The organism is Brucella oryzae, assembly GCF_041929965.1.
Taxonomy (GTDB): Bacteria; Pseudomonadota; Alphaproteobacteria; order Rhizobiales; family Rhizobiaceae; genus Brucella; species Brucella oryzae.
Genome location: NZ_JBHEEO010000002.1, coordinates 65,266 through 92,177, shown reverse-complemented (window position 1 = coordinate 92,177; position 26,912 = coordinate 65,266). Strand labels below are relative to the sequence as shown.

The following is a 26,912-nucleotide window of genomic DNA, read 5'->3' as shown; positions in this document are numbered from 1 at the left end:
GTCCATGGCTATATAGCGGATTGGATTACGAAAAGACGTCTTCCAGTCCCTTGGTCAGTTCCAGCGCCTGCCGCTCGAACAGGCGGCGATAGATGCCGCCCGGCTTGCGGATAAGCGCGTCGTGATCGCCTTCTTCAAGGATCTTGCCCTTGTCGAAGACCAGCAGCCGGTCAAGTGCACGAACCGTCGAAAGCCGGTGCGCAATGACAAGCGTTGTACGACCCACCATCAGCCGTTCCATTGCCTGCTGGATCAGCACTTCCGATTCTGAATCGAGGCTCGATGTGGCCTCATCCAGAATAAGGATTGGTGCATCTGCCAGAAATGCACGGGCAATCGCGACACGCTGACGCTCGCCGCCCGAAAGCTTCACGCCGCGTTCACCGACAAGCGTTGCATAGCCCTTTGGCAGGCGGCTGATGAAGTCGTGCGCGCTTGCAAGCTTCGCAGCTTCTTCGATCTCCGCCTGTGTCGCGCCGGGGCGTGCATAGGCGATGTTCTCGGCCAGCGTCCGGTGAAACAGGATCGGCTCCTGCTGCACGATAGCGATCTGCGATCTGAGCGATGCCTGCGTAACATCGGCAATGTTCTGCCCGTCGATCAGGATGGCACCGCCACTGACATCGTAGAGACGTTGGATGAGCTTGACGAATGTCGTCTTGCCCGAACCCGAATGACCGACCAGACCAACCCGTTCGCCAGCTTCGATCTTGACCGAAAAGTCGCGATAGAGAGCGGCTTCGTGGTTGCCATAGTGGAAAGTGACGTGATCGAAAGTGATCTCGCCGTTTCCGATCTTGATCGCCGGTGCACCTGGCTTGTCGGCAATGCCGTAAGGCTGCGCCTCAATGTCGACCAGTTCCTCCATGTCGTTGACCGAACGCTGCAGGTTGCGGATGTGCATGCCGACGTCGCGCAGATAGCCTTGCAGCATGAAGAAGGCTGTCAGGACGAAGGTGATATCGCCCGCCGTTGCCTTGCCCTGGCTCCACAGATAGAGCGCAAAGGCAATGACCACACCGCGCATTACCAGCAGGTTGGCGCCTTGAATGAAACCGTTCAGCGTACCGATCAGCCATGTGCGACGAGTACGGCCGCGCCACTTGGTAACGACCTTTGCCAGACGCACATCTTCGCGGCTTTCCGCACCGAATGCCTTGACAACGGCATTGCACGAAATGGCATCGGCCAGAGCGCCGCCCATACGTGTGTCCCAGCTATTGGCAAGCGTTGCCGCTGGCGCGACAAAGCCAAGCGAAATCACAATCGTGCAGACGATGAAAAGCACCGAACCGATTGCGACCAGCAGTCCCATCAGTGGCCAATACCACGATAGAAGTACCACCGAACCAACCAGCATCAGGATCGATGGTAACAGTGCCACGATCAGCGTATCGTTAAGCAGGTCGAGCGCCCACATGGCACGCGAGACCTTGCGGACCGTCGATCCGGCAAAGGCATTGGCGTGCCAGTCGGTCGAAAAGCGCTGCAGCTTGCGGAACGAACTTGCTGCCATGTCGCTCATGATCTTCAAGGTGAAGTCCGTGATGACATAGAAGGTCAGCTGGCGCGTAACCAAGGCGAGCGCACCAAGCGCAAGCAGGATGATCAAAGCGTGAATGGCAGCATCCCACGCACCTTCGTTACCTAATGAAAGCGCGTCGACCAATCGACCGGAATAGAGCGGTGTCAGAACATCTGCGGCTGTTGCGAGCAGCATGCCGATTATCATCAGCGTCAGCCGCAAGGGCTGACTTCGCCAGTGGCCGAATGTGTAGCCGAGGACATTGCGGAAGGCAGGTCCCCGGAAATCTATGCGAAACCGAGTCATATCTACAATACCAGGCCGCGTTTGGGCGGATTCTGGTTCCTTTAAAAGCATTTTCAGCAAAAGTGCGAAGCGGTTTGGCGTCGGACAATGCGTGAAAACAAAGACGAAACAAGCAGCCGGTGAGGGCTGCGGCAAATTTGGAAATGTTGGAATCTGCCCTTTTAGGGAGGGCGTTCAGGCCTCAGCCTGCAATGCGGGCCGAAGACTTAAAGCTTGGAAGCGCCCGCGTTAACACTGGGCACCATCGGGAATGGGTCATAGACACGCATCTCATACCTCTTGCCAGTGTTGCAGATGCGTGCACAATAAATGAGCAGAAAGTTTTGCCAAGGCGCAAAATGACGAATTTTCTATCCAATCATTTGACTGTGACAAATTTGCAAGCCTTGCTTTAAAGCGCGTCGATATAGCTTTCAGACCTGTGTCTGGCGCGTATTTCACTTTTTTCGTTATAAGGCGGCTCCGGCCTTGCAATTCCGTCGCTCATGGGTGAAGGGTCATCCTGAGATATATCAGTGCGGTGCACAGGGAGAGTTTCATGACAATTCATCAAAATCTGATTGCGGGCGAATGGGTCGGCGGCGACGCGAGCGCCAACATCAATCCTTCGGACACCAATGATGTCGTGGGAACCTATGCGCGGGCAACTGCCGAGGACACCAAGGCTGCGATTGCTGCTGCGAAAGCCGCTTTCCCGGCCTGGTCGCGTTCCGGCATTCTGGAGCGCCATGCCATCCTGCGCAAAACCGCCGACGAAATTCTGGCGCGCAAGGACGAGCTTGGCCGTCTTCTGTCGCGCGAAGAAGGCAAGACGCTGGCCGAAGGCATTGGTGAAACCATCCGCGCCAGCCAGATTTTCGATTTCTTCGCAGGCGAGTGCCTCCGCCTCGCTGGCGAGGTTCTGCCTTCTGCCCGTCCGGGCATCGGCGTCGAGATCACCCGCGAGCCGGTCGGCGTGGTCGGCATCATCACGCCGTGGAATTTCCCGATTGCCATCCCGGCCTGGAAGATCGCTCCGGCACTTTGCTACGGCAACACGATTGTGTTCAAACCGGCTGATCTCGTGCCCGGCTGCTCCTGGGCGATTGTCGATATCCTGCACCGCGCGGGTCTTCCGAAGGGCGTTCTCAACCTCGTCATGGGCAAGGGCTCGGTTGTCGGCCAGACCATTCTGGACAGTGCGGACGTCAACGCCGTCACCTTCACCGGCTCGACCGGTACGGGCAAGCGCGTTGCCGCCGCCTCCATCGAGCATAACCGCCGTTTCCAGCTTGAAATGGGCGGCAAGAACCCGGTAGTTGTTCTGGACGATGCCGATCTCAATGTCGCGGTCGAATCCGTGGTCAATTCGGCCTTCTTCTCGACCGGCCAGCGCTGCACCGCGTCTTCGCGCATCATCGTGACGGAAGGCATCCACGACAAGTTCGTCGCCGCGGCAATCGAAAAGCTCAAGACCGTCGTGGTCGACAATGCCCTGAAGCAGGGCACGCATATCGGCCCGGTCGTGGATGAAAGCCAGCTCAAGCAGGACATGGATTATATCGAGATCGGCCGCAAGGAAGGCGCGAAGCTTGCCTTTGGCGGCGAGCGTCTCAACCGCGAAACACCGGGCTTCTATCTCCAGCCAGCGCTCTTCACCGAAGCCACCAACCAGATGCGCATCAGCCGCGAGGAAATTTTTGGGCCCGTCGCTTCGGTCATCCGCGTCAAGGATTATGAGGAAGCGCTTGCCACGGCCAATGATACGAGCTTCGGCCTGTCATCGGGCATCTGCACGACGAGCCTGAAATATGCCACGCATTTCAAGCGCAATTCGGAAGCGGGCATGGTGATGGTCAATCTGCCGACCGCCGGCGTCGATTTCCACGTGCCGTTCGGCGGGCGCAAGGGTTCGAGCTACGGTCCGCGCGAGCAGGGCCGTTATGCAGCCGAGTTCTACACCACCGTCAAGACGGCCTATACGCTGGCCTGATAAAGCATGTCTCCCGAAAGTGGGAACCGGTTTCGGGATAAAGACATGCGTAAAAACAAAAGCTTAAAGCGTGTCGCGTGAATATGATTGAACGCGACACGCTTTAGCGGTCTGAGTGGATGCAAAAACCGGCGGGAAACCGCCGGTTTTTTATGCGGCTTTTTTCGGCCAGGCGGCAAGCTTGCGGGCGAAATGCGATACCGTGCCGTGCAGCAGCATGGTGAAAGCCGCCAGAACAAACAGGCAGGCGAACATCAGATCCACCTTGGCACGCCCATTGGCGAGCAGCATCAGATAGCCGAGCCCCTTGGATGCACCGACCCATTCGCCGACCACCGCCCCGATGGGCGCATAGACGGCGGCGAGGCTCAGACCCGACGCCAGCGAAGGAAAGGCGGAGGGGATGCGGATGCGAAACAGGATCGCCATGCGTCCGGCTCCGAGAATTTCCGCCGCGTCGATCAGGCTCGTTTCGGTGCGCCGCATCCCGTCGAAGAAGGTTGAAACGACGGGAAAGAAGATCATCAGCACGGTGACTGCAATCTTGGAAGCCGGTCCATAACCAAGCCAGAGGGTCAGGATGGGGGCGAGCGCGAAGATCGGAATCGCTTGGCTGAACACCATCACCGGCATGACAAGTCGCTGCGCAAGCGGCGACATCATCAGTCCGATGGCGGTGGCGATGCCGACCGCAGAGCCGAGCACCAGACCGCCCAGAACTTCGCCGATGGTGGCAGCGGCATTCTCCGCGATCAGTCCCGCATTGGTCACGAGCGCCTGCACGACATCGAGCGGTCCCGGCAGGATGAAGCGCGGCATCTGACCGATGCTCACCACCGCCTGCCATATGGCGAGTGCCGCCGCCGCCGACAGCAATCCATCGGCGACGCGCTTTATTCGACTTCGGTTCTGGAGTGCTTCGTTCACTATCCGGCTTTCAAACCCATGGACCAGAAATCGGCTTCGAGCCTACTTGCCGTGGCGAAAATCTGGCAGAGTCTTGGCCAGCGCGGGCTTTTTTCGAAGTCGTCGCCGATGCGGTCTTTGGCAGCCTGATCGAAAAGCCTGCCCACCGTGTGGCACATGTCCTGATATTCAGCCCCGGCATAGGTATCGATCCATTCCTGATAGGGCGTGCCGGGCAAGGCGGTCGCGGCGAGATTGAGGCCGATCTCGCCATAGCCATGCGCGCAGGGCACAAGCGCCGTCAGCAGGTCGAGGAAATCGCCTGCCTGTCCGCAATCGAGCACATAGCGCGTATAGGCAAGGTTTTCCGGCTCCTCCTTCGTTGCGTAAAGCTCGTCTTCGTTGATCCCTTCGCGGGCGCAGATGCCGATATGAAGCGGCAGCTCCGTCACTGTCAGACCATGCATAATCTGGGCGCAAAGCCTTGTTTCCTGCAAGGTGTTGGCCTTGACGACGCCGAGCGCGAAGGCGCGGGCGTAATGATGCAGATAGACATAATCCTGACGGAGATAATGCAGGAAAGCAGCCTTCGGCAGCGTGCCGTCACCCAGCCCGCGCACGAAGTCGTGCTCGATATAAGGCTTCCAGTCACCAAGTGTTGCGGCGCGAAGGCGCGTGAACAGTTCGGATGAATAATGCGGCTGCGGCTGGCTCATGATTTGCTCCCTTCGGCATTGACATCGATGGCGAATTTTTCGACCGGCAGGATGGAGGGCACCAGATTGTGCTCCTTGAGATAGGCCTCATAACGCTGCCAGCGTCCATAATCGAGGCTTGCAGGCGCGCGCGAGAAGCGGGCAACCGTGTCTTTCCACGCGCGCTGGTTCAATTCGTCCTTCAGTTCCGTGCTGTAGGAGGCAAAGACCTCGTAACTCTTCTCGGGGTGATTGACGATATATTGCGCGGCCTTCTCGGTGGCGGCGAGGAAGCGCGAAATCTTGTCCTTTTCCGCCGCATCCAGTTTGTTCGTGGCGGCGACATAGACCAGTTCGTCATAGACCGGCACGCCTTCCTCCTCGACGAAAAAGCATTTGCCGGGAACGCCTTCGACAGCCATCTGGTTCAATTCGACATTGCGATAAGCGCCCATCACGGCATCGACCTGCTTCGACATCAGCGATGGCGCCAGCGAGAAATTCACATTGATGAGTTCGACATCGGAGAGTTTGACGCCGTGCTGGCCAAGAATGGTGCCAAGCAAAGTTTCCTCGGTTCCGGCGACCGAATAACCGATCTTCTTGCCCTTGAGGTCGGCAATTGCATTCACCGATCCGTCGTCGCGGGTCATCAGGCAGTTGAGCGGCGAGTCGATCAGCGTGCCGACGCGAACAAGCGGCAGGCCTTCATGCACCTGAAGATGTACCTGCTGCTGATAGGAAATGGCGAGATCGGCCTGTCCCGCCGCCACCATCTTGGTTGGTGTCGAAGCATCGGCAGGCGCGACGATATCCACATCCAGCCCGGCATCCTTGAAGTAGCCGAGCTTGTCGGCAACGATGATCGGCCCGTGATCGGGGTTCACATACCAGTCGAGGATGAGCTTCAGCCTGTCGCCCGCCTGGGCGGCCTGAGCCGAAATCAGGGCAAACGAAGCCGTGGCGCTGAAGAGCGCTGCAAAAACCAGTTTTTTCAATGTTTCCTCCAGAAACTAGAGCATTTCCAGCAAAAGTGCGAAGCGGTTTTGCGTAAGATAATGCGACAAAACAGATAGTTAGAGCGGTTCCAGCGATTCCGTTTAACCGGAACCGCTCTAAGTTACATAGGGCCGTGTAATTTCGATCCATTCCCGCGCGCGGGCCTCCGGATCGGGGTTAAGGGTAATGTCGGTGACGACGGAAACGATATCGGCGCCCGCATCGAAAACGCCTGGCGCGCGTTCAACGCTCATGCCACCGATGCCGACGAGCGGAATGTTGCCGATCCGCGCCTTCCATTCCCCAAGGCGGGGGAGGCCCTGTTCGTGCCATTTCATCTTTTTCAAAATGGTCGGGTAGATGGGGCCGAGCGCGATATAGTCTGGCTTTACCGACAAAGCGCGATCGAGTTCGGCCTCGTCATGGCTTGAAACGCCGAGCTTCAAACCACCGGCGCGAATGGCGTCGAGATCGGCATCGTCAAGGTCTTCCTGTCCGAGATGGATGAAGTCGCAACCTTCCTCCAGCGCGAGCTTCCAGTAGTCGTTGACGATCAGCTGGCAGTCATGTGCAAGGCAGATTTCCCGTGCGGCGCGGATTTCACTGCGCAGTTCGGGCTCGGTCTTGTCCTTGACGCGCAACTGCACCAGCCTGACGCCGAGCGGCACCATGCGCTCCAGCCACTTGGCGCTGTCGAAGATAGGGTAGAACGGATCAAGGGCCATTACAGAAATGCCTTTCCGAGAAGGGGAGTGGAGGGGGCCGCCATGTCGCGCGCTTCGATGGCGTCGGCCTCGAAAGCGAGCCGCCCGGCTTCGACCGCAAGCGCGAAACCGCGCGCCATGGCGACGGGATCGCCTGCCTTGGCGACAGCGGTGTTGATGAGCACGGCGTCATAGCCCAGCTCCATCGCCTCTGCCGCATGGGATGGCACGCCGATGCCAGCATCCACGACGAGCGGAATATCGGGGAAATGCGCCCGCATGGTCTTCAGCGCGTAAGGATTGTTGAGGCCACGGCCCGAGCCGATGGGCGCGCCCCAGGGCATCAGCACCTTGCAACCAGCTTCAATGAGCTTTTCCGCGACGACCAGATCGTCATTCATATAGGGAAAGACCTCAAAACCGTCGTCGCAGAGCGTGCGCGCTGCTTCCACAAGGCCGAACGGATCGGGCTGCAGCGTGTCGTGATCGCCGATCACTTCCAGCTTGATCCAGCTGGTGCCGAAGATTTCACGCGCCATCTTGGCCGTGGTCACGGCTTCACGCGGCGTGTGACAGCCTGCCGTATTGGGCAGAATAGCCACGCCCAGTTTCCGGATCAGCGCCCAGAAGTCCTGCCCGGCGCGGGCCTCGCCGCTTTCGCGACGCAGCGACACGGTCACGATCCCCGCCCGCGATGCGCGCACCGCATCGGCAAGAATAGCGGGCGATGGATATTGCGCCGTGCCGAGCAGCAGGCGGCTTTCAAATTTTTGACCATAGAATTCGAGCATCTCAGCCTCCCTGCATCGGGGCGAGAACCTCAATGCGATCACCAGCCGACAGGATCGCGGCGGCGCGCTCGTCGCTTGCCACGAATTCGCCGTTCAGCGCGGTTGCGACCACGGCTTCGTCCAGTTCGATCTCGGCGAGCAGCGCCGCCAGATTGGTCGCTGCCGTGGTGATGACTTCACCGTTCAGCACGATTGTCATGCATAATCCTCCACAAATTCGGGCATAGTTTCGGGCATGGTCGCAGCTGCGACCGCCATGCGCGCTATCGCCGGCGAAAGCAGGAAGCCGTGGCGGTAAAGCCCGTTGACATAGATGGTTTTGCCGCGCCGTTTTACGCGGGGCAGATTGTCGGGAAAGGCCGGGCGCGCATCGACGCCGGTTTCTAGAATTTCCGCCTCGCCGAATGCCGGATGCAAGGCGTAAGCCGCGCTCAAAAGTTCCAGTGTCGAGCGCACGCTTATGCCGTGGCGGTCGTCGCTTTCGATCATCGTCGCGCCGATCATGTGCACACCGTCGCCGCGTGGTACGATGTAGAGGGGAATGCGCGGATGCAGGAGGCGGACGGGCCGCCTGAGATTGATGTCGCGTGAGCGGACAATGAGCATCTCGCCCTTGACGCCGCGTAGATCCTGCAGCTGATCACGCGCTGCAAGGCCACGTGCATCGACGGTTATATCGGCCTCGACTTTTATGTTTTTCGCATCCTGCCCCAGATGAAAGACCACGCCTTTCTTCTGCAGTTTTTCGGCAAGCTCAATCAATGTTTTGCGTGGGTTGAGATGGCCTTCTGCCGCGAAGAAAAGTCCCTGCCGAAAACGGCCTGCAAGGTCTGGTTCGAGCGTATCGATCTGCTCATGATCAATGGTGTCAAATGCCTCTGTCCTGCGGGCAAAGCGACGAAGTTCGGTCGCATCGCGTGTGTGCGAGAGTACAAGCGTGCCCTTGCGATGGACTGTCGAAACGTGCTGTTCCCACCAGCCGATTGCTTCCTGTCCCAAGCGAACGACCGGCTCTTCTGCGCTCTCACCCTCACACCAGGGTGCCAGCATTCCACCCGCAAACCACGAGCAGCTGTCCGAGCCAATCTCGCTGCTCTTGGCGATGACGGTGACGGCATGGCCCTGATCGGTGAACTCGGCGGCGGTGGCAAGCCCGGCGACGCCCGCTCCGATGACAGTGACGCGCATCATGCAATCTCCTCCGTTCGGATTGTCCAGAGATCGTGGAAATGATGCACAGGCCCATGGCCGTGTCCGATCTTCAACGTATCGGCGGCGCGGATTGCCCCTTGCAGATAGGCATGAGCGCTCAGCACTGCTTTTTCGAGCGGCAGGTTCTTGGCAAGCTCCGCAGCAATGGCCGAAGAAAGCGTGCAGCCTGTGCCATGGGTATTGCCGGTCCGGATACGCGGCGCTTCGACACGCAGCGTCGGCTGATCGCGGCGCACCAGCAGGTCGACGCAGATTTCGCCTTCCGCATGGCCGCCTTTCATCAGAACCGCCTTCGCGCCGAGTTCGAGCAATGCGTGGCCCTGTTGTTCGGCGTCTGCATCATCCAGCGCCAGACCACAGCCGAGCAGGCAGGCCGCTTCGGGCCGGTTGGGGGTCAAAAGCGTGGCGAGCGGAATGAGTTTCTGTCGCAGAAGCGCAATGGAGTTTTCGCTCAAAAGCCGGTCACCCGACTTTGCCACCATCACCGGATCGACGACGACGGGGCCGGAAAAATGGGCAAGGCCGCGCGCGATGGCTTCAATGGTTTCAGGCACGGAAACCATGCCGATCTTCACCGCCGCCACGTCGAGATCGCTGAAAACCGCATCGATCTGCCCCGCGACGATGGCGGGCGGGATGTCGTGCACCGCGCTCACCGTGCAGGTGTTCTGTACGGTCACGGCAGCAATGACGCTCGCGCCATAGGCGCCAAGCGCCGAAAACGTCTTGAGGTCGGCCTGAATCCCGGCGCCGCCGCCGCTGTCGGAACCGGCAATGGTCACACAGATGGGAGGTACGCAGGTGGGCACAGACCGTGTCTGGCCATTATGGTTTTGGGTTCGGGAGAAACTGTGTTTTTGGTCCATTCTATCGTCTCTCATTCCGAACGGAAAGATGAGACGTCATGAACCTGTAGGGAGCGTAAGCTCCGAGTGGGATAAATCCCGTCCGCGACGCATCAAACTCCGTTCCCTACGCAGGTATTACCCGGATCAGGTTCAATGGGTTAACGCGAGAACGCGCCTCTCAGCCTCTTGCGAGGCACCCCAACGAATTTTGCATCTATAGGCATAGGCCGGAAGTTGAAGCCGGTCAAGCGATGGAAAAATGCAGTTTTAAAGAAAATCCTTAAATCGACCCTCAATTTGTATATGGTTTATTAAAATTCTCAGCTTTAATCTATGGTCGGGGTGCATCTTCCACGTGTTGCTCATAGTGCTATGAAACGAGACGGTCTGCTCATGAAGCAGGTCGGAATTGTCCTTTAGGATCAGTCGGATGAGGGGTTTAGGATGAGGAAGGGAAGGGGCGCTTCGGCTTCGGCTGAAGACACGATGGCGCGCACGTCCGAACCGGACTTCCGTATCCTTTTCACGACACACCCGACACCTATGTGGGTTTATGACCCGGAAACACTGCGTTTCATCGTTATGAATGATGCTGCGTACACGCTCTACGGCTATACCGCAGACGAAATTCCAGGCATGACAGTGCTCGATATTCGGCCACAAACCGAACGGGATAGAATGCTGACTGCAATTCGGGACCGCAGCGATCTTGAGCGGCCCGAGCGCTGGCAGCATCTGCGCGCCAATGGTGAAACCATCGATGTTCTGACTTACGGGCGCCAGGTGATATTCGACGGCAAGGAAGCGATTCTGGCTATTGTCCAGGATAGGACAGAGTTGGCAGAGGCCAATCGTCAGGCAAACCACGCCCAAACCTTGCTGGACAGTCTCGTCAACAATCTGCCGCTCGGTGTTTTCGTCAAGGATATGCACGACGATGGCCGTTATGTGCTTTACAATCAGGCTGCATCAACTGCGAGCGGGCAGGCGATAGATCAAGCTATCGGATCGACAGACCTTGAACTATTTCCCGAGCGCGAGGCCATTGCCTTCGGCCAGCAAGATCGCATGGCAATGCGACGCCGGGATGTGTTAAGCGTCGAACGCGAGGTCGAGCGCAAGGACGGAACGTCGAGAACGATGCGGATCATCAAATGTTCGATCCCGCCCGTCGAAGGCAATGAACCCCGCTATTTGATCGGCCTCGTTGAGGATATAACTGAACGGCGCGAGATTGAGGAACGTATGGCACATATTGCCATGCATGACAGTCTAACCGGCCTGCCGAACCGTGCCTATTTTGCCCACCATGTCGAGAGCCTGTTGAAAAAGGGCGGGGATTCAGAACCCTTCGCATTGTTTTATCTCGATATCGATCATTTCAAGAACATCAATGACAGTATCGGTCATCAGGCGGGTGACCAACTTTTGCAGGAAGTGGCGCATCGTCTGAAGCAAATCACGACTTCGGATGAATTCATCGCGCGGTTGGGCGGCGATGAATTCGCCATCGTTTATCGCAGTGGAACGCTGGGGCAAATCGCGATGTTTGCTGACCGGATCCTTTCGGCTTTTCAGGATGCGTTCAAGCTGGTGGGCAATTCTGAATTTGTCACCTGCAGCATGGGTATTGCCCAGGCGCCGTTGCATGGCGACAATCCCGATGGGCTGATGCGCAATGCCGATCTTGCGCTTTATGCCTCAAAATCCGGTGGACGCCGCACATTTCGTTTCTATCAGCACTCCTTGCGCCTGGCCGCGGAGAAGCGCCACGTTATGACGGGCGAACTTCGCCAGGCCCTGCTGGAGGAACAGTTCGAGCTTCATTATCAACCGATATTCAATCTTGAAAGCGGCAGGATTTCGGGTTTTGAGGCGCTGATTCGCTGGCGTCATCCTGACCGTGGCATGGTTTCACCGGCAGAATTTATTCCATTGGCGGAAGAAACCGGATTGATCGGGCCGATCGGAGACTGGGTTCTGGGAATGGCGTGTCGGGAAGCTGCGCTGTGGCCGGAGGACATAAAGGTTTCGGTCAATCTTTCACCGGTCCAGTTCAATCAGACGACGCTCTTGCGCTCAGTCACGGATGCCCTTGAAGCGGCAGGCCTGCCCCCGGACAGGCTCGAGCTTGAAATCACCGAGTCGGTTTTTCTTTCGAACAGCAAGAACAATATCGAGCTCCTGTTCGAACTTCGCCGACTGGGTGTTCGCATTGCGATGGATGATTTTGGAACCGGTTACTCTTCGCTCAGCTATCTGCGATCATTTCCGTTCGATAAAATAAAGATCGATCGCAGTTTCGTTTCCGGGATCGAGGTGGATACGCGCGATCTGGCCATCATCCAGGCCGTGGCAACGCTTGGCGCAGGCTTCAATATTGTTACCACGGCTGAAGGTGTAGAAACGGCACAGCAGCTGGAACGTTTGAGAACCGAGCGTTTTGGCGAGGTTCAGGGCTTCCTGACCGGTCGGCCAATGCCCGCCGGGGACGTGCATTCCTTCATCCAGAATCGCAGCAATACTGGTCTGAAAATACCTGCCGCGCACAACAGATTGCCGATTTAGGATATCGTTATCGCCCGATAAAAGCTTGAAAAAAAAGCGCGGTCTGAGCCGCGCTTTTTACTTCAGTGCGTTCCGACAGCCTTGCCGTAAGTGCGCACGACGTTGCGGACGGCTTCCACCATCAGGGCATGCGGTGTTGCTTCAACTGCACCCGATGCGACCGCCGGATAAAGCGTGCCGAGATACTGGCTGATCAGCGTTTCCGGTATCTTGCGGCCTTCCAGACGTTTCAAAAGCGCATCGACGGCAGCGGTTGCGACCGGATGTGGCCAGTAATAGCGAATGCGGTCGCTATAGGAGAAATGGCGTTGCAGGCGCAGTTCCTCCGCGTCGCCGTGATAGTATTTTTCCCAATTCTTCGGTTCGGCCAGAAGCAGCGCTTCCATCTTGCCGCGCAGGGTTTCTTCTTCCGGCAGCTTGTCGAGAAAAGCCGCAATCTGGTCGAGACCGTAAAGCGCCTCGCGCAGCGCGAAAGTCAGGCCGGGGCCGACTTTCAAAATGGCAAAGCCGTCATGCACCAGATCGGAGAGCGCTTCCACCGGCTGATAATCGGTCGAATGCGCTTCAAAAACGAATTGCGGCATTTCGCTCAGAACACCGCTCAGTGCGGTCGCCTTCTCGCTGTTGTAGAAGACCACATTTTCGTTGCCGAATTCGACGCCCGGCTGCACCACGACGCCGATGGCGCGGGCGAAGGCATCTTCCAGTCCCAGCGCCGCGAAAGCCTTGCGGTGAATGGCAACGGTTTCGACTGCCGCGCCCGGCTTGGTCAGCTCCAGCTCTTCAATTTCTTCCATCGCACCGCCGGGAATCGGTACTTCGGTGCCGATGATATAGACCGGCAGGTCATATCCGGCTTCACGGGCCGCCGTTTCGGAAACCTTGGCCAGACGCGCGGCGCGCTCGGCGGTCACGGCATCAGGCAGTGCAACCGGTTCGCCAGCGCAACCCATCGACGTGTCGAGATGGATCTTGGTGAAGCCCGCGCGCACGAAGGCATCGATCATCACATCCGACTTCGCAAGGGCTTCTTCGGCGGGCAGATGCTTCCAGGGGTTGGGGCCGAGATGGTCGCCGCCCAGAATAAGCCGCTTGGTGTCGAAGCCGACGCGGGCCGCGATGTCTTCCACAAAGCGGCGGAAGTCGGCAGGCGTCATGCCCGTATAGCCGCCATCCTGATTGACCTGATTGCAGGTAGCCTCGATCAGCACGTCCGTATTGGTCGCAACGCCTTCCAGAAGGGCGGCTTCGATCACCAGAGGATGCGCAGAGCAGATCGACGTGATGCCGCCGCGAACTCCGCTGGCGTAACGTGCGGGAAGTGCGCTCAGAACTTTCGTGCTGCTCATGCTGGAACTCCGTTTTTCTGAAGGAATGCTTCAATTTCGGCCATGGTCGAGGTGCCTTCCATCGGCCCCTTGACGCCGACGGCGCGCGCGCCAGTGGCGTTGGCGATGACAAGAGCGTCCTTCGGCGCCATGTCGCGCAGCCAGCAGGTGACGAATGCCGCGCCAAAACTGTCGCCTGCTCCGGTAGGGTCGATTTCCTCCACCTTGAAAGCAGGTGCGAAAACTTCGCCGGACTGGTCGAAATAGCTTGCGCCTTCCGCGCCGCGCTTGACCACAACGGCTTTGACACCGCGCGCCAGCAGTTCTTCCACGGCGGCCTTTTCTTCGGTCGCCTTGGTGAAGAGGAAGATTTCCGGGCCGCTCGGCATGAACAGGTCGGTGTTCTCCAGCGCATGGGCCAATGCCTGACGCATGCCCGGCAATTCCAGCATTTCCTTGCGGATATTCGGGTCGAAGGACACGGTGCCGCCCTTCGCCTTGATGCGGATCGTCGCCTCGTGGATCGCCGAAACAATGCCGTCGGAGAACAGCGCCGAACCCATGATATGCAGATGATCGGCAGTCTCGATCAGCTTTTCGGCTTCCGGCGTCAGGCCGATGGCGCTGCATGCGCTGTGCTTGATGTTGAAGATGAAATCGCGATTGCCATCCGGGCGATAGCGCACAAAGGCGCTGCCGGTGGCGGCTGTCGGATGCACGCCGATGGCCGATACATCCACGCCGTCTTTTTGCAGGCGCTCGACATTGAGCGCGCCGAAATCGTCATTGCCGACCGCGCTGACCATGCCGCAAGGCTGGCCCATCTTGGCCGCCTGATCGATGAAGATCGCAGGCGCGCCGGAAGCGAACGGACCGATCAACGGGATGGCGGTCTTGAAACCGTTGCCGGTTTCCACGGCCATGATCTCGACGACGATTTCGCCGATGGTGATGATCTTTTTCATGTGAGTACCGCGATTACGTCCGTACGGATTTAGAGCGCACGTCGAGCCAGACCGCGACCAGAATGACCATGCCCTTGACGATGAGCTGATAGAAGTAAGGCACCGACAGCATGTTCATGCCGTTATTGATGACGCCGATGATGAGCGCACCGAGAATGGTGCCGACCATCGTGCCGACGCCGCCAGCAAGTGAGGTGCCGCCCAGCACCACCGCCGCAATGGCGTCGAGTTCATAGCCCATGCCCGCATTGGTCTGCGCGGAGGACAGGCGCGACGAGAGCAGAATGCCGCTGATCGCTGCCATGATGCCGGAAAGCATGAAGACAATGATCTTGATGCGGTCGACGCGGATACCCGAATAGATCGCCGCTTCCTTGTTGCCGCCCGACAGATAGATGCGGCGACCGAAAACGGTCTTCGACAGCAGGATATAGTTGAAGATGAACAGGACGCCGACAATCCAGATGATGATCGGCAGGCCGAGCCAGTTTTCCGAGCCGATGGCGAGCCAGGTGTCGTTCTCGATGATTTCAGGCGCGCCATTGGTTGGCAGGCTGACCATGCCGCGATAGATGCCCATGGTCGCCACCGTCACGATGAAGGATGGCAGCATCAGCTTTGCCGAAAGCACGCCGTTCAGCCCGCCCATGATGGCGCCCGCCGCAAGGGTGAAAACCACGGTCGGCACAAAGCCGAAGCCCATGGAGAAGGCTTGCGCCGCCACCATGCCGGAAACCGCGATGATGGAGCCGATGGAAAGATCGATTTCACCGAGCAGGATCACATAGGTCATGCCATAGGCGGCAACGGCAATCACCGCCACCTGCTGCATGATGTTCATGAAATTGTTGAAGGCGAGAAAGCGCGGATTCAACACCGCGAAGACCACGCAGAGCACGGCCAGAGAGATGATGATGCCGCCATATTGACGGATCAGCGGGGAGCTGAAAAGCGAACGGCGGACTTCCGCGTCCACGGCTTTCTTCTGAATATCTGCATTGCTCATTGATGCATTCCTGCTGCGTAGCTCATGACGGTTTCGGGCGTAAGGCCATCGGCATCGACAATGGCGGCGACATGCTTGTTATGCATGATCGCCACGCGGTCGCTGAGACCCAGCACTTCCGGCAGTTCGGAGGAAACCATCAGGATCGCCGCGCCATTGGCGGCAAGTTCACGGATGATGCGATAGATTTCAAATTTCGCGCCAACATCGACGCCGCGTGTCGGCTCATCGAGAATGAGGATGCGCGGCTTTGTCTGCAGCCACTTTGCCAGCACGATCTTCTGCTGGTTGCCGCCGCTGAGCGACCCGGCAATCGTGTCGAGCGACGCGGTCTTGATCGCGAGGCGCAGCACTTCCGCTTTCGCCGAAGCGCGCTCTGCTGATGAACGCATGAGGCCGAAAGGCCCTGCAAGCTGGCCGAGCCCTACCATGTTGATATTGCGTTCAACGCTGTGCGGAAGAACGAGACCTTCTTCCTTGCGGTTCTCGGTCACGAAAGCAATGCCGTTGCGAATGGCATCGGTCGGCGAGGCAAGGGTGATGGCTTCGCCGTCGAGCCTGATTTCGCCCGTGGGCCGCAGCATCCCGAACAGTGCCTTCATCACGTCCGAACGGCCAGAACCGACCAACCCGAAAAGCCCAAGGACTTCGCCGGGTTTCACATCGATGGAGACGTCGTGAAATTTGCCCGCAACCGAGAGGTTCTTCGTTTCAAGTATGGGCGGCACGCTTGCCGATGGTCTCGGCGCTTCACGCGGCGGGTAAATGTCGTTCATCTCGCGACCGACCATCAGCGCGATCAATCGCTCGATTGTGGTCTCACTCTTTTCCGTGGTCGTTACATATTCGCCATCGCGAACGACCGTAATGTCGTCGGAAAGCCGCATGATTTCTTCCATGCGATGCGAAATATAAATAACGGCTGTGCCCCTGGCTTTCAGGCGCTCGATAATCGAAAACAGGATTTCCGCTTCGCTGTCGGAAAGCGATGAGGTCGGCTCATCCAGAATGACGACGTCAGCAGGCTGGCTCAATCCCTTGGCGATTTCGACGAGCTGGCGCTGGGCAATCGAAAGATCACCGACTTTCGCGCGCGCATCGACCGGCAGGCCGAGATCGGCCACCAGCTTCATCGCTTCCGCATTCAGCGTGCGCTCGCGGATGAAACCGAAGCGGCTTGGCTCATGATTGGCGAAGATATTTTCGGCCACAGTGAGATTGCGCGACAGGCTCAGTTCCTGAAAGACAATGGCAATGCCGCTGGCGCGCGCATCGCGCGGGTTTTTCGGCGCATAGGGCGCGCCTTTGAGCAGGATGGTGCCGGAGGTGGGCTTGAACACGCCGGCCAGAATCTTCATCAGCGTGGATTTGCCCGCACCGTTTTCGCCGAGCAGCGTATGCACGCGGCCACGGCGCACGGTCAGGTTCATGCGCTTCAGCGCGATAACCGGGCCGAAGGATTTCGCTACATCGCGAATTTCAAGAACCATATCCGGCATGGCGTTTCGTTCGGATTTGGTGGCTGTCTCGGTGTCTGTCACTTTGGGGGCCTCCACTCTCCGTTATTCAGTTCCGCAGACGGATTTTAAGATTGATTCCGAGCAAAGTCTGCAATTCAAAAGGGTTGCGGCGGCGGCAAGGCGCGTGGTGTTCGCCGGGCCGCCGCACGCAGAATGGAAACAGCGACTGGGAGGAGCGTCGCTGTTTCACGCGGTGTTACTTGGTTTCGCCGTCCTTGGTGACGACGCCCGGAACGATCGGCTGCTTGGCGGGCACTTCCTCACCCTTGATGACCTTGGCCGCGGTTTCAACTGCAACCTTGCCCATCTGATCCGGATACTGTGCGATGACGCCGACCATGACCGGATCATTTTTCACGGCATTGCGGGCTTCTTCCATGCCGTCGAAACCGATCACCTTGACCTGGCTTTCAAGCTTGGCCGACTTTACTGCCGAGGCGGCGGCAAGTGCTGCATCGTCACCGAAGCCGAAAATGCCGACGATATCAGGATTGGCCTGAAGGATGTTCTGTGCAGCCGAAAGCGCTTCCGGACGTGTGATGCCCGGCTGGATCGCCACGATCTTGACGTCCGGATATTTGGCGATGCCCTTCTTGAAGCCTTCAACGCGGTCGACGACCGACTGAACGGTCGGGTAGTCGATAATCGCGACATTGCCCTTCTCACCGATGGACTTCGCCATCAGTTCGGCGGCCTTTTCGCCGCCCGCGAAGTTGTCCGTGCCCACAAAGGAGGTCACATCGACATTGTTGGCCGGTACATCGACGGTGATGACCTTGATGCCAGCCTTTTCAGCCTTGTTGATGGCCGAGCGAACGCCCTTGCTGTCAACCGGCGAGATGATGATGACGTCGACGCCCTTGGTGATGAAATCTTCCACATCGGCGAGCTGCTTGCTCAGGTCCTGATTGGCGATGGAGACTTCCAGCGGCACATTCTCTGCCTGCGCTTCCTTCTTCATCGCATCTGCGAGCGAGATGTAGAAAGGATGCTGCTGGGTGAGAAGCGATGCGCCGATGCCTTCGGCAGATGCAGCACCTGCCATCATTGCCAGAGCTACGCCGGAAAAGAGAATACGGCTGAGCGATTTGCGAAACATGATTTCCTCCGAATGACCGGCGCTCGCCGGGACGTCCTTCTATGGGACATGAACAACGGTTTTCCTGCTGGTTCATCGGTTGTCGCCAACTTCAAACCTCCCGAAGGGCAGGGCCTCCAGCTCATGATTGAGCATCCTCTAGACATGCTGGAGCTTGTTCATCGTGTCAATATAAAATTTTTCACGTGTAAAAATTATAACGATTAAATCTCGTTTTGAACCACCTGCATGAGCGGGGAATTGCGGAGGAAACACGCATCGCCGACCGGAGAAGCATGAAAGTGGCTTGCTTCTGTGTGAAAATAAATTTACGCATGAAAAGAAAAATGGATGGCGTTGAAAAATCGCCTCGATACCCGCGATGGGAAAACAAGGCATGGCCGAACATAAGATCAGGACGATGGAAGAGTTTGCAGCGGCAAGCGGATTGTCCCGTCCGACGGTCTCGAAATATTTTGACAATCCTGAAAATGTAAAGCCTTCCACACGCGCCCGTATCGAGAAGGCGCTGAAAGACTATAATTATCAGCCGAATATCTTTGCGATCAGTCTCAATCGCAAGAAGCCGAAGAACATCGGCGTTATCGTCCCGCACATTTCCGATCCATTCTATGCGGAGATCATCCGCCAGATCGAAATGCGCTGTCTGGCGGAGGGCTACTGGACCATCGTGCTCTCCTCCCATGGCGAACGAAAACTTGAGGCGAGGGCAATGCGAACCCTGATGTCCCTCAAGATCGCCGGTGTCCTGATGGCTCCGCTCGGCTTCGACACGGATGTGAAACTGCTTTCCAGCCTGTCGGATTCGATACCTGCCGTTTTTCTGGACAGCCGTATCGGCGACGACCAGCCTTTTGTCGGCACTGATAACCGCCAGAGCATCGGCAACATCACCGAATATCTTTATCGAACCGGGGAGCATCCCTGCTTTCTGGAAATGCCTCTCGTCAACCAGAACGCGGTGGAACGGCGCGCCGCCTATATTGAAACGATGGAAAGGCTCGGTGTCGAGCCGATAGTCCTGCCCATTGCCGCCAGAAGCTGGAATTTCGAGGAACTGGGTTATCAGGAGGCTGGCCGCATTTTCGATCGCGGCGGATTTCCGACGCGCACCGTTCTATGTGCCAATGATCGTCTCGCCTTCGGCGTGATCTCAGCCGCTTTCGAGCGCAAGCTGCGGGTCGGGCGCGAGGAAGGCTGCGATCTGCGCGTTGCAGGCCATGACGATCATCCCTTGAGCCGCTTCACCTGTCCGGCACTGACCACCGTTGCGCAGGATTACCGGCAGATTGCGCAGCTTGGTCTTGATATGCTCTTTTCCCGTATCAATGGCCGGGAAAATACCCCGTCCGGACAGTCGGAAATTCGCCATCTGGATAGCCAGCTTTTCATGCGCAGCTCGGCCTGACGCCGCCAAAAAGCCACGATTTCACCATGCGTTCGCCGCAATTGATGAGCGGCAATACGCCTGTTTGCGCATCGTTTCACGTCTTTTGACAGCCTAAAACCCCGTTGCCTTCACTTTGCCTTAATTAAGGGCGGGCGCCTCCTTTCGCTCCGTCCGGCAAAAGAAACATTCTGCTGCCGCCTAGATTTTTTCCGTGACCGCCTATGTCAACCATTAGGCAGCATATGATCGGTTCTGACGGACATGTCCGGAGGAACAGTGACACGATCTGAAAGGGGACCCTGTCGTGCTTATCTGGTTGACATCCATCGTTCTGCTCCTCATCGGACTTGCACTTGGTGCAGGAGGCATCTGGCTCGCTGCACTTGGCGGCAGCTGGTACTATATTGTCACGGCGATCGGCTTCCTGCTGACCGCCGTTCTGCTTTTCAAACGTAGCGCCGCAGCGCTATGGATTTATGCTCTTGTCATTCTCGGTTCGCTCGGCTGGGCCTATTACGAGGTCGGTTTCGACTGGTGGCAGCTTGGCGCACGCGGCGGCCTTATCGTCTTGATCGGGCTGTGGATGCTGACACCCTGGATCAGACGACCGCTGAACAACGGAGCGGGCGGCGGCAGTCTGCCGCTTGCCGTCGCCTCGCTGGTCGCCTTGGTCGTTGCCGTCTATTCGATGACGCAGGACCCCTACGATATCGCAGGCAATCTGCCGACGGAAAAGGTCGCGGCAACGCCGGATATGGGCGGCAATGTTCCCGACGGCGAATGGCATCAATATGGGCGCACGCCCTACGGCCAGCGCTATTCGCCGCTGGCGCAGATCACGCCGGAAAATGTTTCCAAGCTTCAGGTCGCCTGGCAATATCAGACGGGCGATGTGAAGCAGCCGCAGGATGTGGGCGAAACGACCTATCAGGTTACGCCGCTTAAGATTGGCGATTCCCTTTATCTGTGCACGCCGCATAACTGGGCCATCGCGCTGGATGCGGCCACCGGCAAGGAAAAGTGGAAATTCGATCCCAAGGTCGGCTTCAACACGGACCGCCAGCACCAGACCTGCCGTGGCGTGAGCTATTGGAAGGATGCGTCGGCCACCGCTGGCGCAAAGTGCGCGGAGCGCGTTTATCTGCCGACGTCCGATGCACGCCTGATCGCGCTCGACACGGCCACCGGAGAAATCTGCACGGATTTCGCCAATGGCGGCACGCTCGATCTCAGCCATGGCATGAAATACAATCCGGCAGGGTATTATTACTCCACCTCACCGCCGGTGGTGGTCGATGACAAGATCATCGTCGGCGGTGCGGTGAACGACAATTATTCGACCGAAGAACAGTCGGGCGTCATCCGCGCATTCGATATCCGCACCGGCCAGCTCCTGTGGAACTGGGATTCCGGCAATCCGGACGTGACCACGCCGCTGCCGGAGGGCGAGCATTACACGACCAACTCACCCAACAGCTGGTCCGTTTCCAGCGTCGATGAAAAGCTTGGTCTGATCTTTGTGCCGCTTGGCAACAAGGTACCTGACCAGCTTGGCATGGACCGCAGCGAGAGCGTGGAGAAATTCTCTTCATCCATCGTGGCGCTCGATGTGAACACCGGACAGGTCCGCTGGGTACGCCAGACCGTCCACCACGACCTTTGGGATATGGATGTTCCCGCCCAGCCGGTGCTTCTCGACATCAATGGCGTTCCGGCGCTGGTCGGCCCGACCAAACAGGGCGATCTCTACGTTCTGGATCGGCGCACCGGCGAGCCGATTATTCCGGTCAGGGAAATTCCTGCTCCGACGGGTGCAATTCCAGAGGACCATACCGCTCCGACACAGCCTATCTCCGACCTTACTTTCAGCCCGCCGCCCTTGCGCGAAAGCGACATGTGGGGCGTGACCATGTTCGATCAGCTTGCCTGTCGCATCAAGTTCCACCAGCTCTTCTATGAGGGGCGCTACACGCCGCCTTCATTGCGCGGAACGATCGTCTATCCCGGCAATTTCGGTGTGTTCAACTGGGGCAGCGTGGCGGTCGATCCGGTGCGGCAAGTCATGTTTGGTATGCCGACCTACCTTGCCTTCACATCACGTCTGGTTCCACGCGCGGACATTCCGCCGAAAGGACAGGATGAAAAGGGAAGCGAGCAGGGCTTGAACCGCAACGATGGCGCCCCCTATGGCGTTTTCATGGGACCGTTCCTCGGCCCGCTCGGCATTCCCTGCCAGACGCCGCCATGGGGGTATGTTGCTGGCGTCGACTTGCGTACCGGCAAGATTGCCTACAAGCATCGCAACGGCACCATCGAGGATATGTCACCGGTTCCCGTTCCGCTGAAAGTCGGCGTTCCCGGCATTGGCGGGCCGATGATAACGGCTGGCGGCGTTGCCTTCCTCGGCGCGGCTGTTGACGACTATCTGCGTGCTTATGATCTGACTTCGGGCAAGCAGCTCTGGCAGGCGCGGCTTCCCGCAGGCGGGCAGTCCACGCCGATGACCTATACGGTCGGCGACCAGCAATTCGTATTGATGGTTGCCGGTGGCCATGGCTCGGTCGGCACCAAGCCCGGCGATTATGTGATCGCCTATACCCTGCCGAAAGGCTGAGCCAGCCGTCTTAAAACCAGAATGCCGGGATCGCTCCCGGCATTCTTGTGTGACAATTTTAGATTTTACTGTGCAGCAGCGCGCCTTTGCGAGACGCGGGACGTTTACGGCTTTCGTCGTTGCTTTCGGCAAGCTGATGAATGATCGGGCAGTCAGGGCGATTATCACCATGACAATTCCTGGCCAGATGGCGCAGCGTATCGGCCATTTCCTGCAACTGGCGCATCTTGGCTTCAAGTTCCTCGACATGACCGAGGGCCACTTTCTTGACGTCAGCGGATGCACGGTTGCGATCGCGCCAGAGCGCCAGCAATTCCTTGATTTGTTCGACCTGAAAACCGAGATCGCGGCTGCGACGGATGAAACGCAGGGTCTCGACATCTTTCTGCGTATAGACGCGATAGCCCGAAACAGTTCTTTCGGCAGCTTCGATAAGTCCGATTGTCTCATAATGGCGGATCATCTTCGCCGATATGCCAGATGATGCGGCTGTCTGCCCGATGTTCATCCCGTTCCTCGCTGGCTGGTCATTTGCAAGGATATAGGAATGCCGGGGCGCCTTTCAAAGAGGTCTGATGCTTTCAGATAGCTCTTCCGGAACGTTTCATGAGATAATGCTCAAATGCTTGAAACCCGTCAAAGATGAGTATAGCGAGCGCCGCAACAACGAGCCCCCCTTGCAGGACGAAAGCAAGATTGTTGGAAATGAGCCCCGCTATGATGACCTCGCCGAGCGTTCTGGCGGCGACGGTTGAGCCGATGGTAGCCGTTGCAAGGCCAATCACGGCGGAAAGTCTGATACCTGCCAGAATGACCGGCATGGCGAGCGGAACTTCGACTTTGACGAGCCGTTGCGCGCTGGTCATCCCCATGCCGCGCGCCGCTTCGATGACGGGGGCCGGGAGCGTCGTCAGTCCCGTCAACGTATTCTCAAAAATCGGGAGCAGACCATAGAGGAAGAGGGCGATCAAGGTAGGCTTGTCTCCGAAACCGAAGACTGGCACTGCGAGCGCCAGCACCGCGACCGGGGGAAAGGTCTGGCCGATATTCACGAGGCTGCGTGACAGCGGCAGAAATTCTGCACCCTGCTTTCTGGTGACAAAGATCGCCATCGAGACGGCAACCATCGTGGACGCAAGTGTTGCGAGACCAACCAGTCCGAGATGCTGCAAGGTCAATGTCACGAAGCTGGCGCGATCATAAATGACCGGGACGCCTTCATCGACGAGCGGTCGAAACAAGGGCTCGAAAAGATGAGGCCGCAACAGAAATAACAGCAATACGCCCAGAAGCAGCGCGCGCGGAACAAGGGACAAGAACAATCTCATTCCGGACGCTCTGCCTGATACAGAAGTCTGTCCAGAGTGACTTGCCCAAGTGGTCTCCCGTCATGGTCAAGAACGGGAAGCGCTTTTCGCCCTGACCATAAGAGTTCTGCAAGTGCGTCACGTTGCGACGCTGTTACGGGTAATGGGTCGCCACTTGCGTCACCGGGCTGAAGCACCGTTTTCAGATCCATGAGGGACAGGAGGCGGAAGGGGCGCTCGCCCGTTCCGACAAGACGCTCGACGAATTCGGTTGCCGGATGAGCAAGAATTTCGGCCGGCGGACCATATTGCAGCAGATTTCCATCATCCATGACGGCGATACGGTCACCCAGCGATATCGCTTCCTCCATATCGTGCGTGACAAGGAGTATGGTCGTACCGAGCCGCTTCTGGATCGATTTCAGGTCTTCCTGCGCCTTGGCCCGGATAACCGGATCGAGCGCTCCGAACGGCTCATCCATCAGGAGAATGTTCGGCCCTGCAGCGAGTGCGCGTGCCACACCGACGCGTTGCTGTTGCCCTCCGGAAAGTTCGTGCGGATAACGGTCGCGAAAGTCCGCTGGTTCCATTTGAAACAGGTCAAGCAGTTCATCGACGCGGATATCGATGCGCTGTTTTTGCCAGCCGAGCAGGAGAGGCACCGTCGCGATATTTTCTGCGACAGTGCGATGCGGAAACAGCCCGTTCTGCTGAATGACATAACCAATTCGCCGTCGCAGCCCATGCGCCGGTTCGTTCAGGATGCTTTGACCATCGATGCGGATTTCTCCGTCGGTCGGCTCGACCAGCCGGTTGACCATTCGCAGCAAGGTCGTCTTGCCTGAACCCGATGTTCCAACGATTGCAGCAATACTGTGAGGTTCGATGGCAAAACTCACCGCATCGACAGCTGCGCGCCCATTATAGCGCTTTGTGATATGGTCGAACTCGATCATAAGGTTTTGCCTTTCTCGGTGATTTCTATCGCCGCATCGAGAATGACGGCCGCACCGAAGGCGAGGAGAACGGTTGGCAGGGCGCCCAGCAATACAAGATCCATCGCCGTCTGCCCGATACCCTGAAAAACAAAAGTCCCGAAGCCACCGCCGCCAATCAGTGCAGCAATGGTCGTCAGGCCGATATTTTGCACCATGACGATCCGTATGCCGGTGAGAATAACCGGGAAAGCCAGCGGAAATTCTGTCTTGAAGAGACGCTGCAGGCGGGTCATGCCCATGCCCCGGGCTGCATCCGTCACCGGTTCGGGAACCTGCGCCAGCCCGGCTACGGTATTTGCCACGATCGGTAGCAGCGAATAGAGAAAAAGCGCAACGAATGCCGGTGCAGCACCGATACCGTGAATACCGAGGGCGCTTGCCCAGGGAAACTGTGTGGCAAGCCAGCCGAGCGGTGCAATCAAAATGCCGAACAGCGCCATTGACGGAATAGTCTGCACGATGTTGAGGCTGTTTAATATGAAAACGCGCAGTTTCGGCACACGATGGCTGACAAGCCCAAGCGGAATGCCCACTGCCGCAGCCGCTGCAAGTGACCCTAATGCCAGGGCAATATGCCGTTCCGCTTCGTTCCAGAAGCTGTCCGCGCGGCTTCGATATTCCTTCATGAATGAAATGCTGTCCCACAGCCCTGAAGAAAGCAGCGCAGCAAGGAGCAATCCGGCAATTACCAGCAGTCCGACGCGTAAAAGCGGACCGGCGCGCAGCCGGACCAGACCATCGGCGACATAAAGAGCGCTCGCGAAGAACAGAAGCCAGAAGCCGGAAGCTGGAGAGATTCGGGCATAATTGTTTCCTTCAGGCGACAGGTAGGACGCGGCCAGTCCGATTGCCACCATGACGGATGCGAGACAGAACAGAGCTGCCAGAAGCCGCAACAAGCTGCGGTTAAGGACAAGGCCGATCAGCAGCCCTGCTGCTAGGATAGCCGCAAGCGATAGCGCCAGTTCGGTCGGTAGAGCATCAAAAAGATAACGAGGCTCGCCTTGAACGATGCGGTTTGCCCGAAAGGTTGCGAATGGCAAGAGCAATCCCGATAAGCCGATTGCTGCAATGACCAATCCAAGCTTGTCGATATATGCAAACAAGCTCTTCGCGCCATTTGCCTGGATCGTCTGGTGTGTTGCATGCATGCCCGGCAAATATCCGCTACCCGCTCTATTTCAAAAAACCGTTGGTCTTCAGAAAATCCTCGGCGACCGCCTTGGCCGGTTCACCGCCAAGCTGCACGCGACCGTTGAGTTCCTGAAGGGTTGTGAGATCAAGCTTTTCGAAAACCGGCTTCAGCAGCTCTTCGATTTTCGGGTTCTTCTTCAAAACCTCCTCACGGATGATCGGGGCTGGCTGGTAGACGGGCTGTACATGCTTGTCGTCATCGAGCACGACGAGCCCTGAAGGGGCGATGCCGCCATCGGTGCCGTAAACCATAGCCGCATTGGCGCCATTGGTCTGGTTGGCCGCAGCAGCGATAGTCGCTGCAGTGTCGCCACCTGAAAGCGTGATGAGCTGGTCGGGTTTCAGGGTGAAGCCATAGGCAGTCTGAAAGGCAGGCAGGGCCGCCGCCGAATTTACGAATTCCGACGATGCCGCCAGAATGACCTTTCCGCCTCCCGAAATGTATTTTCCGAACTCGCTCAGGTTCGTAAGCTTGTTTTCATCGGCGACATCCTTGCGGATGGCAATTCCCCAGGTGTTGTTCGCGGGGGAGGGCGTCAGCCAGACGATCTTGTTGGCATCGTAGTCGAGCTGTTTTGCCGTCTCAAATGCCTTGGCGGGGTCTTTCCAGAGCGGATCGTCCGCCTTGTTGAAGAAGAAGGCGGCATTGCCCGTATATTCGGGATAGATGTCGATTTCGCCGGCGGTGATCGCCTTGCGAACGACCGGCGTCGCGCCGAGCTGGATGCGATCCGTGGTCTTGATACCATTGGCATTGAGAATGGCCAGAATGATGTTGCCGAGAACACCGCCTTCGGTGTCGATCTTGGAAGACACGACGACCTGTGCCTGCGCTAGGCTGGAAAATTGAATTGCGCCCGCAAAGAGGGCAAGTGCGACAGCACTTCCCTTGAATAGATTTCCGTACGACATGCTCTTCATCCCATCGCGCTGGTTTTCCCTTGTGAAGGTAAACTATAGCGCAG

At 57.8% G+C, this 26,912-nt stretch carries 23 protein-coding genes and 1 riboswitch; of the genes, 4 read left to right on the top strand and 19 right to left on the bottom strand.

Translation table 11 applies throughout. The features are described from left to right. Positions 1-25 precede the first annotated feature (25 nt). Positions 26-1,831, bottom strand: a complete 1,806-nt coding sequence (locus JNC70_RS02315; RefSeq protein ID WP_208623433.1) for an ABC transporter ATP-binding protein — start codon at positions 1,829-1,831, stop codon at positions 26-28. A gap of 538 nt (positions 1,832-2,369) precedes the next feature. On the opposite strand from JNC70_RS02315, the gene JNC70_RS02310 reads away from it, so the two are divergent. After that, entirely contained in the window at positions 2,370-3,803 is a 1,434-nt protein-coding gene (locus JNC70_RS02310; RefSeq protein WP_104754691.1) for an aldehyde dehydrogenase family protein, read from the top strand. Between the two features lie 150 nt (positions 3,804-3,953). Here the strand turns inward: JNC70_RS02310 and JNC70_RS02305 are convergent, their stop codons facing one another. From JNC70_RS02305 to thiD, 8 genes are all read right to left on the bottom strand, one after another. Next, positions 3,954-4,730 carry an ABC transporter permease gene (locus tag JNC70_RS02305; RefSeq protein ID WP_104754690.1) on the bottom strand — a complete coding sequence of 259 codons (777 nt, stop codon included), beginning with the start codon at positions 4,728-4,730 and terminating at the stop codon, positions 3,954-3,956. Next, on the bottom strand, positions 4,730-5,425 hold the full coding sequence (gene tenA, locus JNC70_RS02300) for a thiaminase II (protein ID WP_104754689.1): 696 nt from the start codon (positions 5,423-5,425) through the stop codon (positions 4,730-4,732). The genes JNC70_RS02305 and tenA overlap by 1 nt, the downstream gene beginning before the upstream one ends. Next, a complete protein-coding gene (locus tag JNC70_RS02295; RefSeq protein ID WP_104754688.1) occupies positions 5,422-6,402 on the bottom strand; it encodes an ABC transporter substrate-binding protein in 981 nt (326 codons plus the stop codon). The genes tenA and JNC70_RS02295 overlap by 4 nt, the downstream gene beginning before the upstream one ends. 117 nt (positions 6,403-6,519) lie before the next feature. After that, entirely contained in the window at positions 6,520-7,128 is a 609-nt protein-coding gene (locus JNC70_RS02290) for a thiamine phosphate synthase (RefSeq protein ID WP_104754687.1), read from the bottom strand. After that, positions 7,128-7,898, bottom strand: a complete 771-nt coding sequence (locus JNC70_RS02285; RefSeq protein WP_104754686.1) for a thiazole synthase — start codon at positions 7,896-7,898, stop codon at positions 7,128-7,130. The genes JNC70_RS02290 and JNC70_RS02285 overlap by 1 nt, the downstream gene beginning before the upstream one ends. Before the next feature lies 1 nt (position 7,899). Next, a complete protein-coding gene (thiS, locus tag JNC70_RS02280) occupies positions 7,900-8,097 on the bottom strand; it encodes a sulfur carrier protein ThiS (RefSeq protein WP_104754685.1) in 198 nt (65 codons plus the stop codon). Continuing rightward, positions 8,094-9,086, bottom strand: a complete 993-nt coding sequence (gene thiO / locus JNC70_RS02275; RefSeq protein ID WP_104754707.1) for a glycine oxidase ThiO — start codon at positions 9,084-9,086, stop codon at positions 8,094-8,096. Before thiO ends, thiS begins: the two co-directional genes overlap by 4 nt. After that, positions 9,086-9,976 (bottom strand): bifunctional hydroxymethylpyrimidine kinase/phosphomethylpyrimidine kinase, encoded by an 891-nt coding sequence (gene thiD, locus JNC70_RS02270; RefSeq protein ID WP_104754684.1) that lies wholly within the window; start codon positions 9,974-9,976, stop codon positions 9,086-9,088. The genes thiO and thiD overlap by 1 nt, the downstream gene beginning before the upstream one ends. Positions 9,977-10,062: 86 nt before the next feature. After that, a riboswitch (TPP riboswitch) is annotated at positions 10,063-10,169 on the bottom strand. A 233-nt stretch (positions 10,170-10,402) separates the two neighbouring features. Between thiD and JNC70_RS02265 the strand changes: the two genes are divergently transcribed. After that, complete coding sequence (locus JNC70_RS02265) at positions 10,403-12,526, top strand: putative bifunctional diguanylate cyclase/phosphodiesterase (protein WP_104754683.1); 2,124 nt, start codon at positions 10,403-10,405, stop codon at positions 12,524-12,526. A gap of 62 nt (positions 12,527-12,588) precedes the next feature. Here the strand turns inward: JNC70_RS02265 and JNC70_RS02260 are convergent, their stop codons facing one another. The 5 genes from JNC70_RS02260 to JNC70_RS02240 all read right to left on the bottom strand — a co-directional run bounded on the left by JNC70_RS02260 (position 12,589) and on the right by JNC70_RS02240 (position 18,444). Next, positions 12,589-13,875 (bottom strand): D-tagatose-bisphosphate aldolase, class II, non-catalytic subunit, encoded by a 1,287-nt coding sequence (locus JNC70_RS02260; protein ID WP_104754682.1) that lies wholly within the window; start codon positions 13,873-13,875, stop codon positions 12,589-12,591. Further along, positions 13,872-14,819 (bottom strand): tagatose kinase, encoded by a 948-nt coding sequence (locus JNC70_RS02255; RefSeq protein ID WP_104754681.1) that lies wholly within the window; start codon positions 14,817-14,819, stop codon positions 13,872-13,874. The genes JNC70_RS02260 and JNC70_RS02255 overlap by 4 nt, the downstream gene beginning before the upstream one ends. Before the next feature lie 13 nt (positions 14,820-14,832). Further along, positions 14,833-15,825 carry an ABC transporter permease gene (locus JNC70_RS02250; RefSeq protein WP_374788540.1) on the bottom strand — a complete coding sequence of 331 codons (993 nt, stop codon included), beginning with the start codon at positions 15,823-15,825 and terminating at the stop codon, positions 14,833-14,835. Beyond that, positions 15,822-17,324: a sugar ABC transporter ATP-binding protein gene (locus tag JNC70_RS02245; RefSeq protein ID WP_167394029.1), complete on the bottom strand. Its 1,503-nt coding sequence runs from the start codon at positions 17,322-17,324 to the stop codon at positions 15,822-15,824. The genes JNC70_RS02250 and JNC70_RS02245 overlap by 4 nt, the downstream gene beginning before the upstream one ends. Before the next feature lie 217 nt (positions 17,325-17,541). Beyond that, positions 17,542-18,444 (bottom strand): substrate-binding domain-containing protein, encoded by a 903-nt coding sequence (locus JNC70_RS02240; protein WP_104754679.1) that lies wholly within the window; start codon positions 18,442-18,444, stop codon positions 17,542-17,544. 376 nt (positions 18,445-18,820) lie between these two features. Between JNC70_RS02240 and JNC70_RS02235 the strand changes: the two genes are divergently transcribed. Both JNC70_RS02235 and JNC70_RS02230 read left to right on the top strand, forming a co-directional pair. Then, positions 18,821-19,852 carry a LacI family DNA-binding transcriptional regulator gene (locus JNC70_RS02235; protein ID WP_104754677.1) on the top strand — a complete coding sequence of 344 codons (1,032 nt, stop codon included), beginning with the start codon at positions 18,821-18,823 and terminating at the stop codon, positions 19,850-19,852. A gap of 286 nt (positions 19,853-20,138) precedes the next feature. Then, positions 20,139-22,448, top strand: coding sequence for a glucose/quinate/shikimate family membrane-bound PQQ-dependent dehydrogenase (locus JNC70_RS02230; RefSeq protein ID WP_104754676.1), 2,310 nt, complete (start codon positions 20,139-20,141; stop codon positions 22,446-22,448). Between the two features lie 58 nt (positions 22,449-22,506). Here JNC70_RS02230 and cueR read toward each other — a convergent pair whose 3' ends face one another. From cueR to osmF, 5 genes are all read right to left on the bottom strand, one after another. After that, the gene (cueR, locus tag JNC70_RS02225; RefSeq protein ID WP_104754675.1) at positions 22,507-22,956 is read right to left on the bottom strand and encodes a Cu(I)-responsive transcriptional regulator; all 450 of its coding nucleotides are present in this window, start codon (positions 22,954-22,956) and stop codon (positions 22,507-22,509) included. Between the two features lie 73 nt (positions 22,957-23,029). Continuing rightward, on the bottom strand, positions 23,030-23,776 hold the full coding sequence (locus JNC70_RS02220; protein WP_104754674.1) for an ABC transporter permease: 747 nt from the start codon (positions 23,774-23,776) through the stop codon (positions 23,030-23,032). Continuing rightward, entirely contained in the window at positions 23,773-24,711 is a 939-nt protein-coding gene (locus JNC70_RS02215) for an ABC transporter ATP-binding protein (protein ID WP_104754673.1), read from the bottom strand. Before JNC70_RS02215 ends, JNC70_RS02220 begins: the two co-directional genes overlap by 4 nt. Beyond that, on the bottom strand, positions 24,708-25,904 hold the full coding sequence (locus JNC70_RS02210; RefSeq protein WP_104754672.1) for an ABC transporter permease: 1,197 nt from the start codon (positions 25,902-25,904) through the stop codon (positions 24,708-24,710). The genes JNC70_RS02215 and JNC70_RS02210 overlap by 4 nt, the downstream gene beginning before the upstream one ends. 25 nt (positions 25,905-25,929) lie before the next feature. Then, positions 25,930-26,859: a glycine betaine ABC transporter substrate-binding protein OsmF gene (gene osmF, locus JNC70_RS02205; protein WP_104754705.1), complete on the bottom strand. Its 930-nt coding sequence runs from the start codon at positions 26,857-26,859 to the stop codon at positions 25,930-25,932. Between the last annotated feature and the right edge of the window lie 53 nt (positions 26,860-26,912).

Bases quoted from the DNA above. Each gene is read 5' to 3' on its own strand.
- JNC70_RS02255 (WP_104754681.1), bottom strand. From the start codon at position 14,819: ATGAAAAAGATCATCACCATCGGCGAAATCGTCGTCGAGATCATGGCC.
- JNC70_RS02310 (WP_104754691.1), top strand. From the start codon at position 2,370: ATGACAATTCATCAAAATCTGATTGCGGGCGAATGGGTCGGCGGCGAC.
- thiS (WP_104754685.1), bottom strand. From the start codon at position 8,097: ATGACAATCGTGCTGAACGGTGAAGTCATCACCACGGCAGCGACCAAT.
- cueR (WP_104754675.1), bottom strand. From the start codon at position 22,956: ATGAACATCGGGCAGACAGCCGCATCATCTGGCATATCGGCGAAGATG.
- JNC70_RS02290 (WP_104754687.1), bottom strand. From the start codon at position 7,128: ATGGCCCTTGATCCGTTCTACCCTATCTTCGACAGCGCCAAGTGGCTG.
- JNC70_RS02265 (WP_104754683.1), top strand. From the start codon at position 10,403: ATGAGGAAGGGAAGGGGCGCTTCGGCTTCGGCTGAAGACACGATGGCG.
- JNC70_RS02260 (WP_104754682.1), bottom strand. From the start codon at position 13,875: ATGAGCAGCACGAAAGTTCTGAGCGCACTTCCCGCACGTTACGCCAGC.
- JNC70_RS02215 (WP_104754673.1), bottom strand. From the start codon at position 24,711: ATGATCGAGTTCGACCATATCACAAAGCGCTATAATGGGCGCGCAGCT.
- JNC70_RS02235 (WP_104754677.1), top strand. From the start codon at position 18,821: ATGGCCGAACATAAGATCAGGACGATGGAAGAGTTTGCAGCGGCAAGC.
- tenA (WP_104754689.1), bottom strand. From the start codon at position 5,425: ATGAGCCAGCCGCAGCCGCATTATTCATCCGAACTGTTCACGCGCCTT.
- JNC70_RS02285 (WP_104754686.1), bottom strand. From the start codon at position 7,898: ATGCTCGAATTCTATGGTCAAAAATTTGAAAGCCGCCTGCTGCTCGGC.
- JNC70_RS02245 (WP_167394029.1), bottom strand. From the start codon at position 17,324: ATGCCGGATATGGTTCTTGAAATTCGCGATGTAGCGAAATCCTTCGGC.
- JNC70_RS02240 (WP_104754679.1), bottom strand. From the start codon at position 18,444: ATGTTTCGCAAATCGCTCAGCCGTATTCTCTTTTCCGGCGTAGCTCTG.
- JNC70_RS02220 (WP_104754674.1), bottom strand. From the start codon at position 23,776: ATGAGATTGTTCTTGTCCCTTGTTCCGCGCGCGCTGCTTCTGGGCGTA.
- JNC70_RS02315 (WP_208623433.1), bottom strand. From the start codon at position 1,831: ATGACTCGGTTTCGCATAGATTTCCGGGGACCTGCCTTCCGCAATGTC.
- JNC70_RS02210 (WP_104754672.1), bottom strand. From the start codon at position 25,904: ATGCATGCAACACACCAGACGATCCAGGCAAATGGCGCGAAGAGCTTG.
- JNC70_RS02250 (WP_374788540.1), bottom strand. From the start codon at position 15,825: ATGAGCAATGCAGATATTCAGAAGAAAGCCGTGGACGCGGAAGTCCGC.
- thiO (WP_104754707.1), bottom strand. From the start codon at position 9,086: ATGCGCGTCACTGTCATCGGAGCGGGCGTCGCCGGGCTTGCCACCGCC.
- osmF (WP_104754705.1), bottom strand. From the start codon at position 26,859: ATGTCGTACGGAAATCTATTCAAGGGAAGTGCTGTCGCACTTGCCCTC.
- thiD (WP_104754684.1), bottom strand. From the start codon at position 9,976: ATGGACCAAAAACACAGTTTCTCCCGAACCCAAAACCATAATGGCCAG.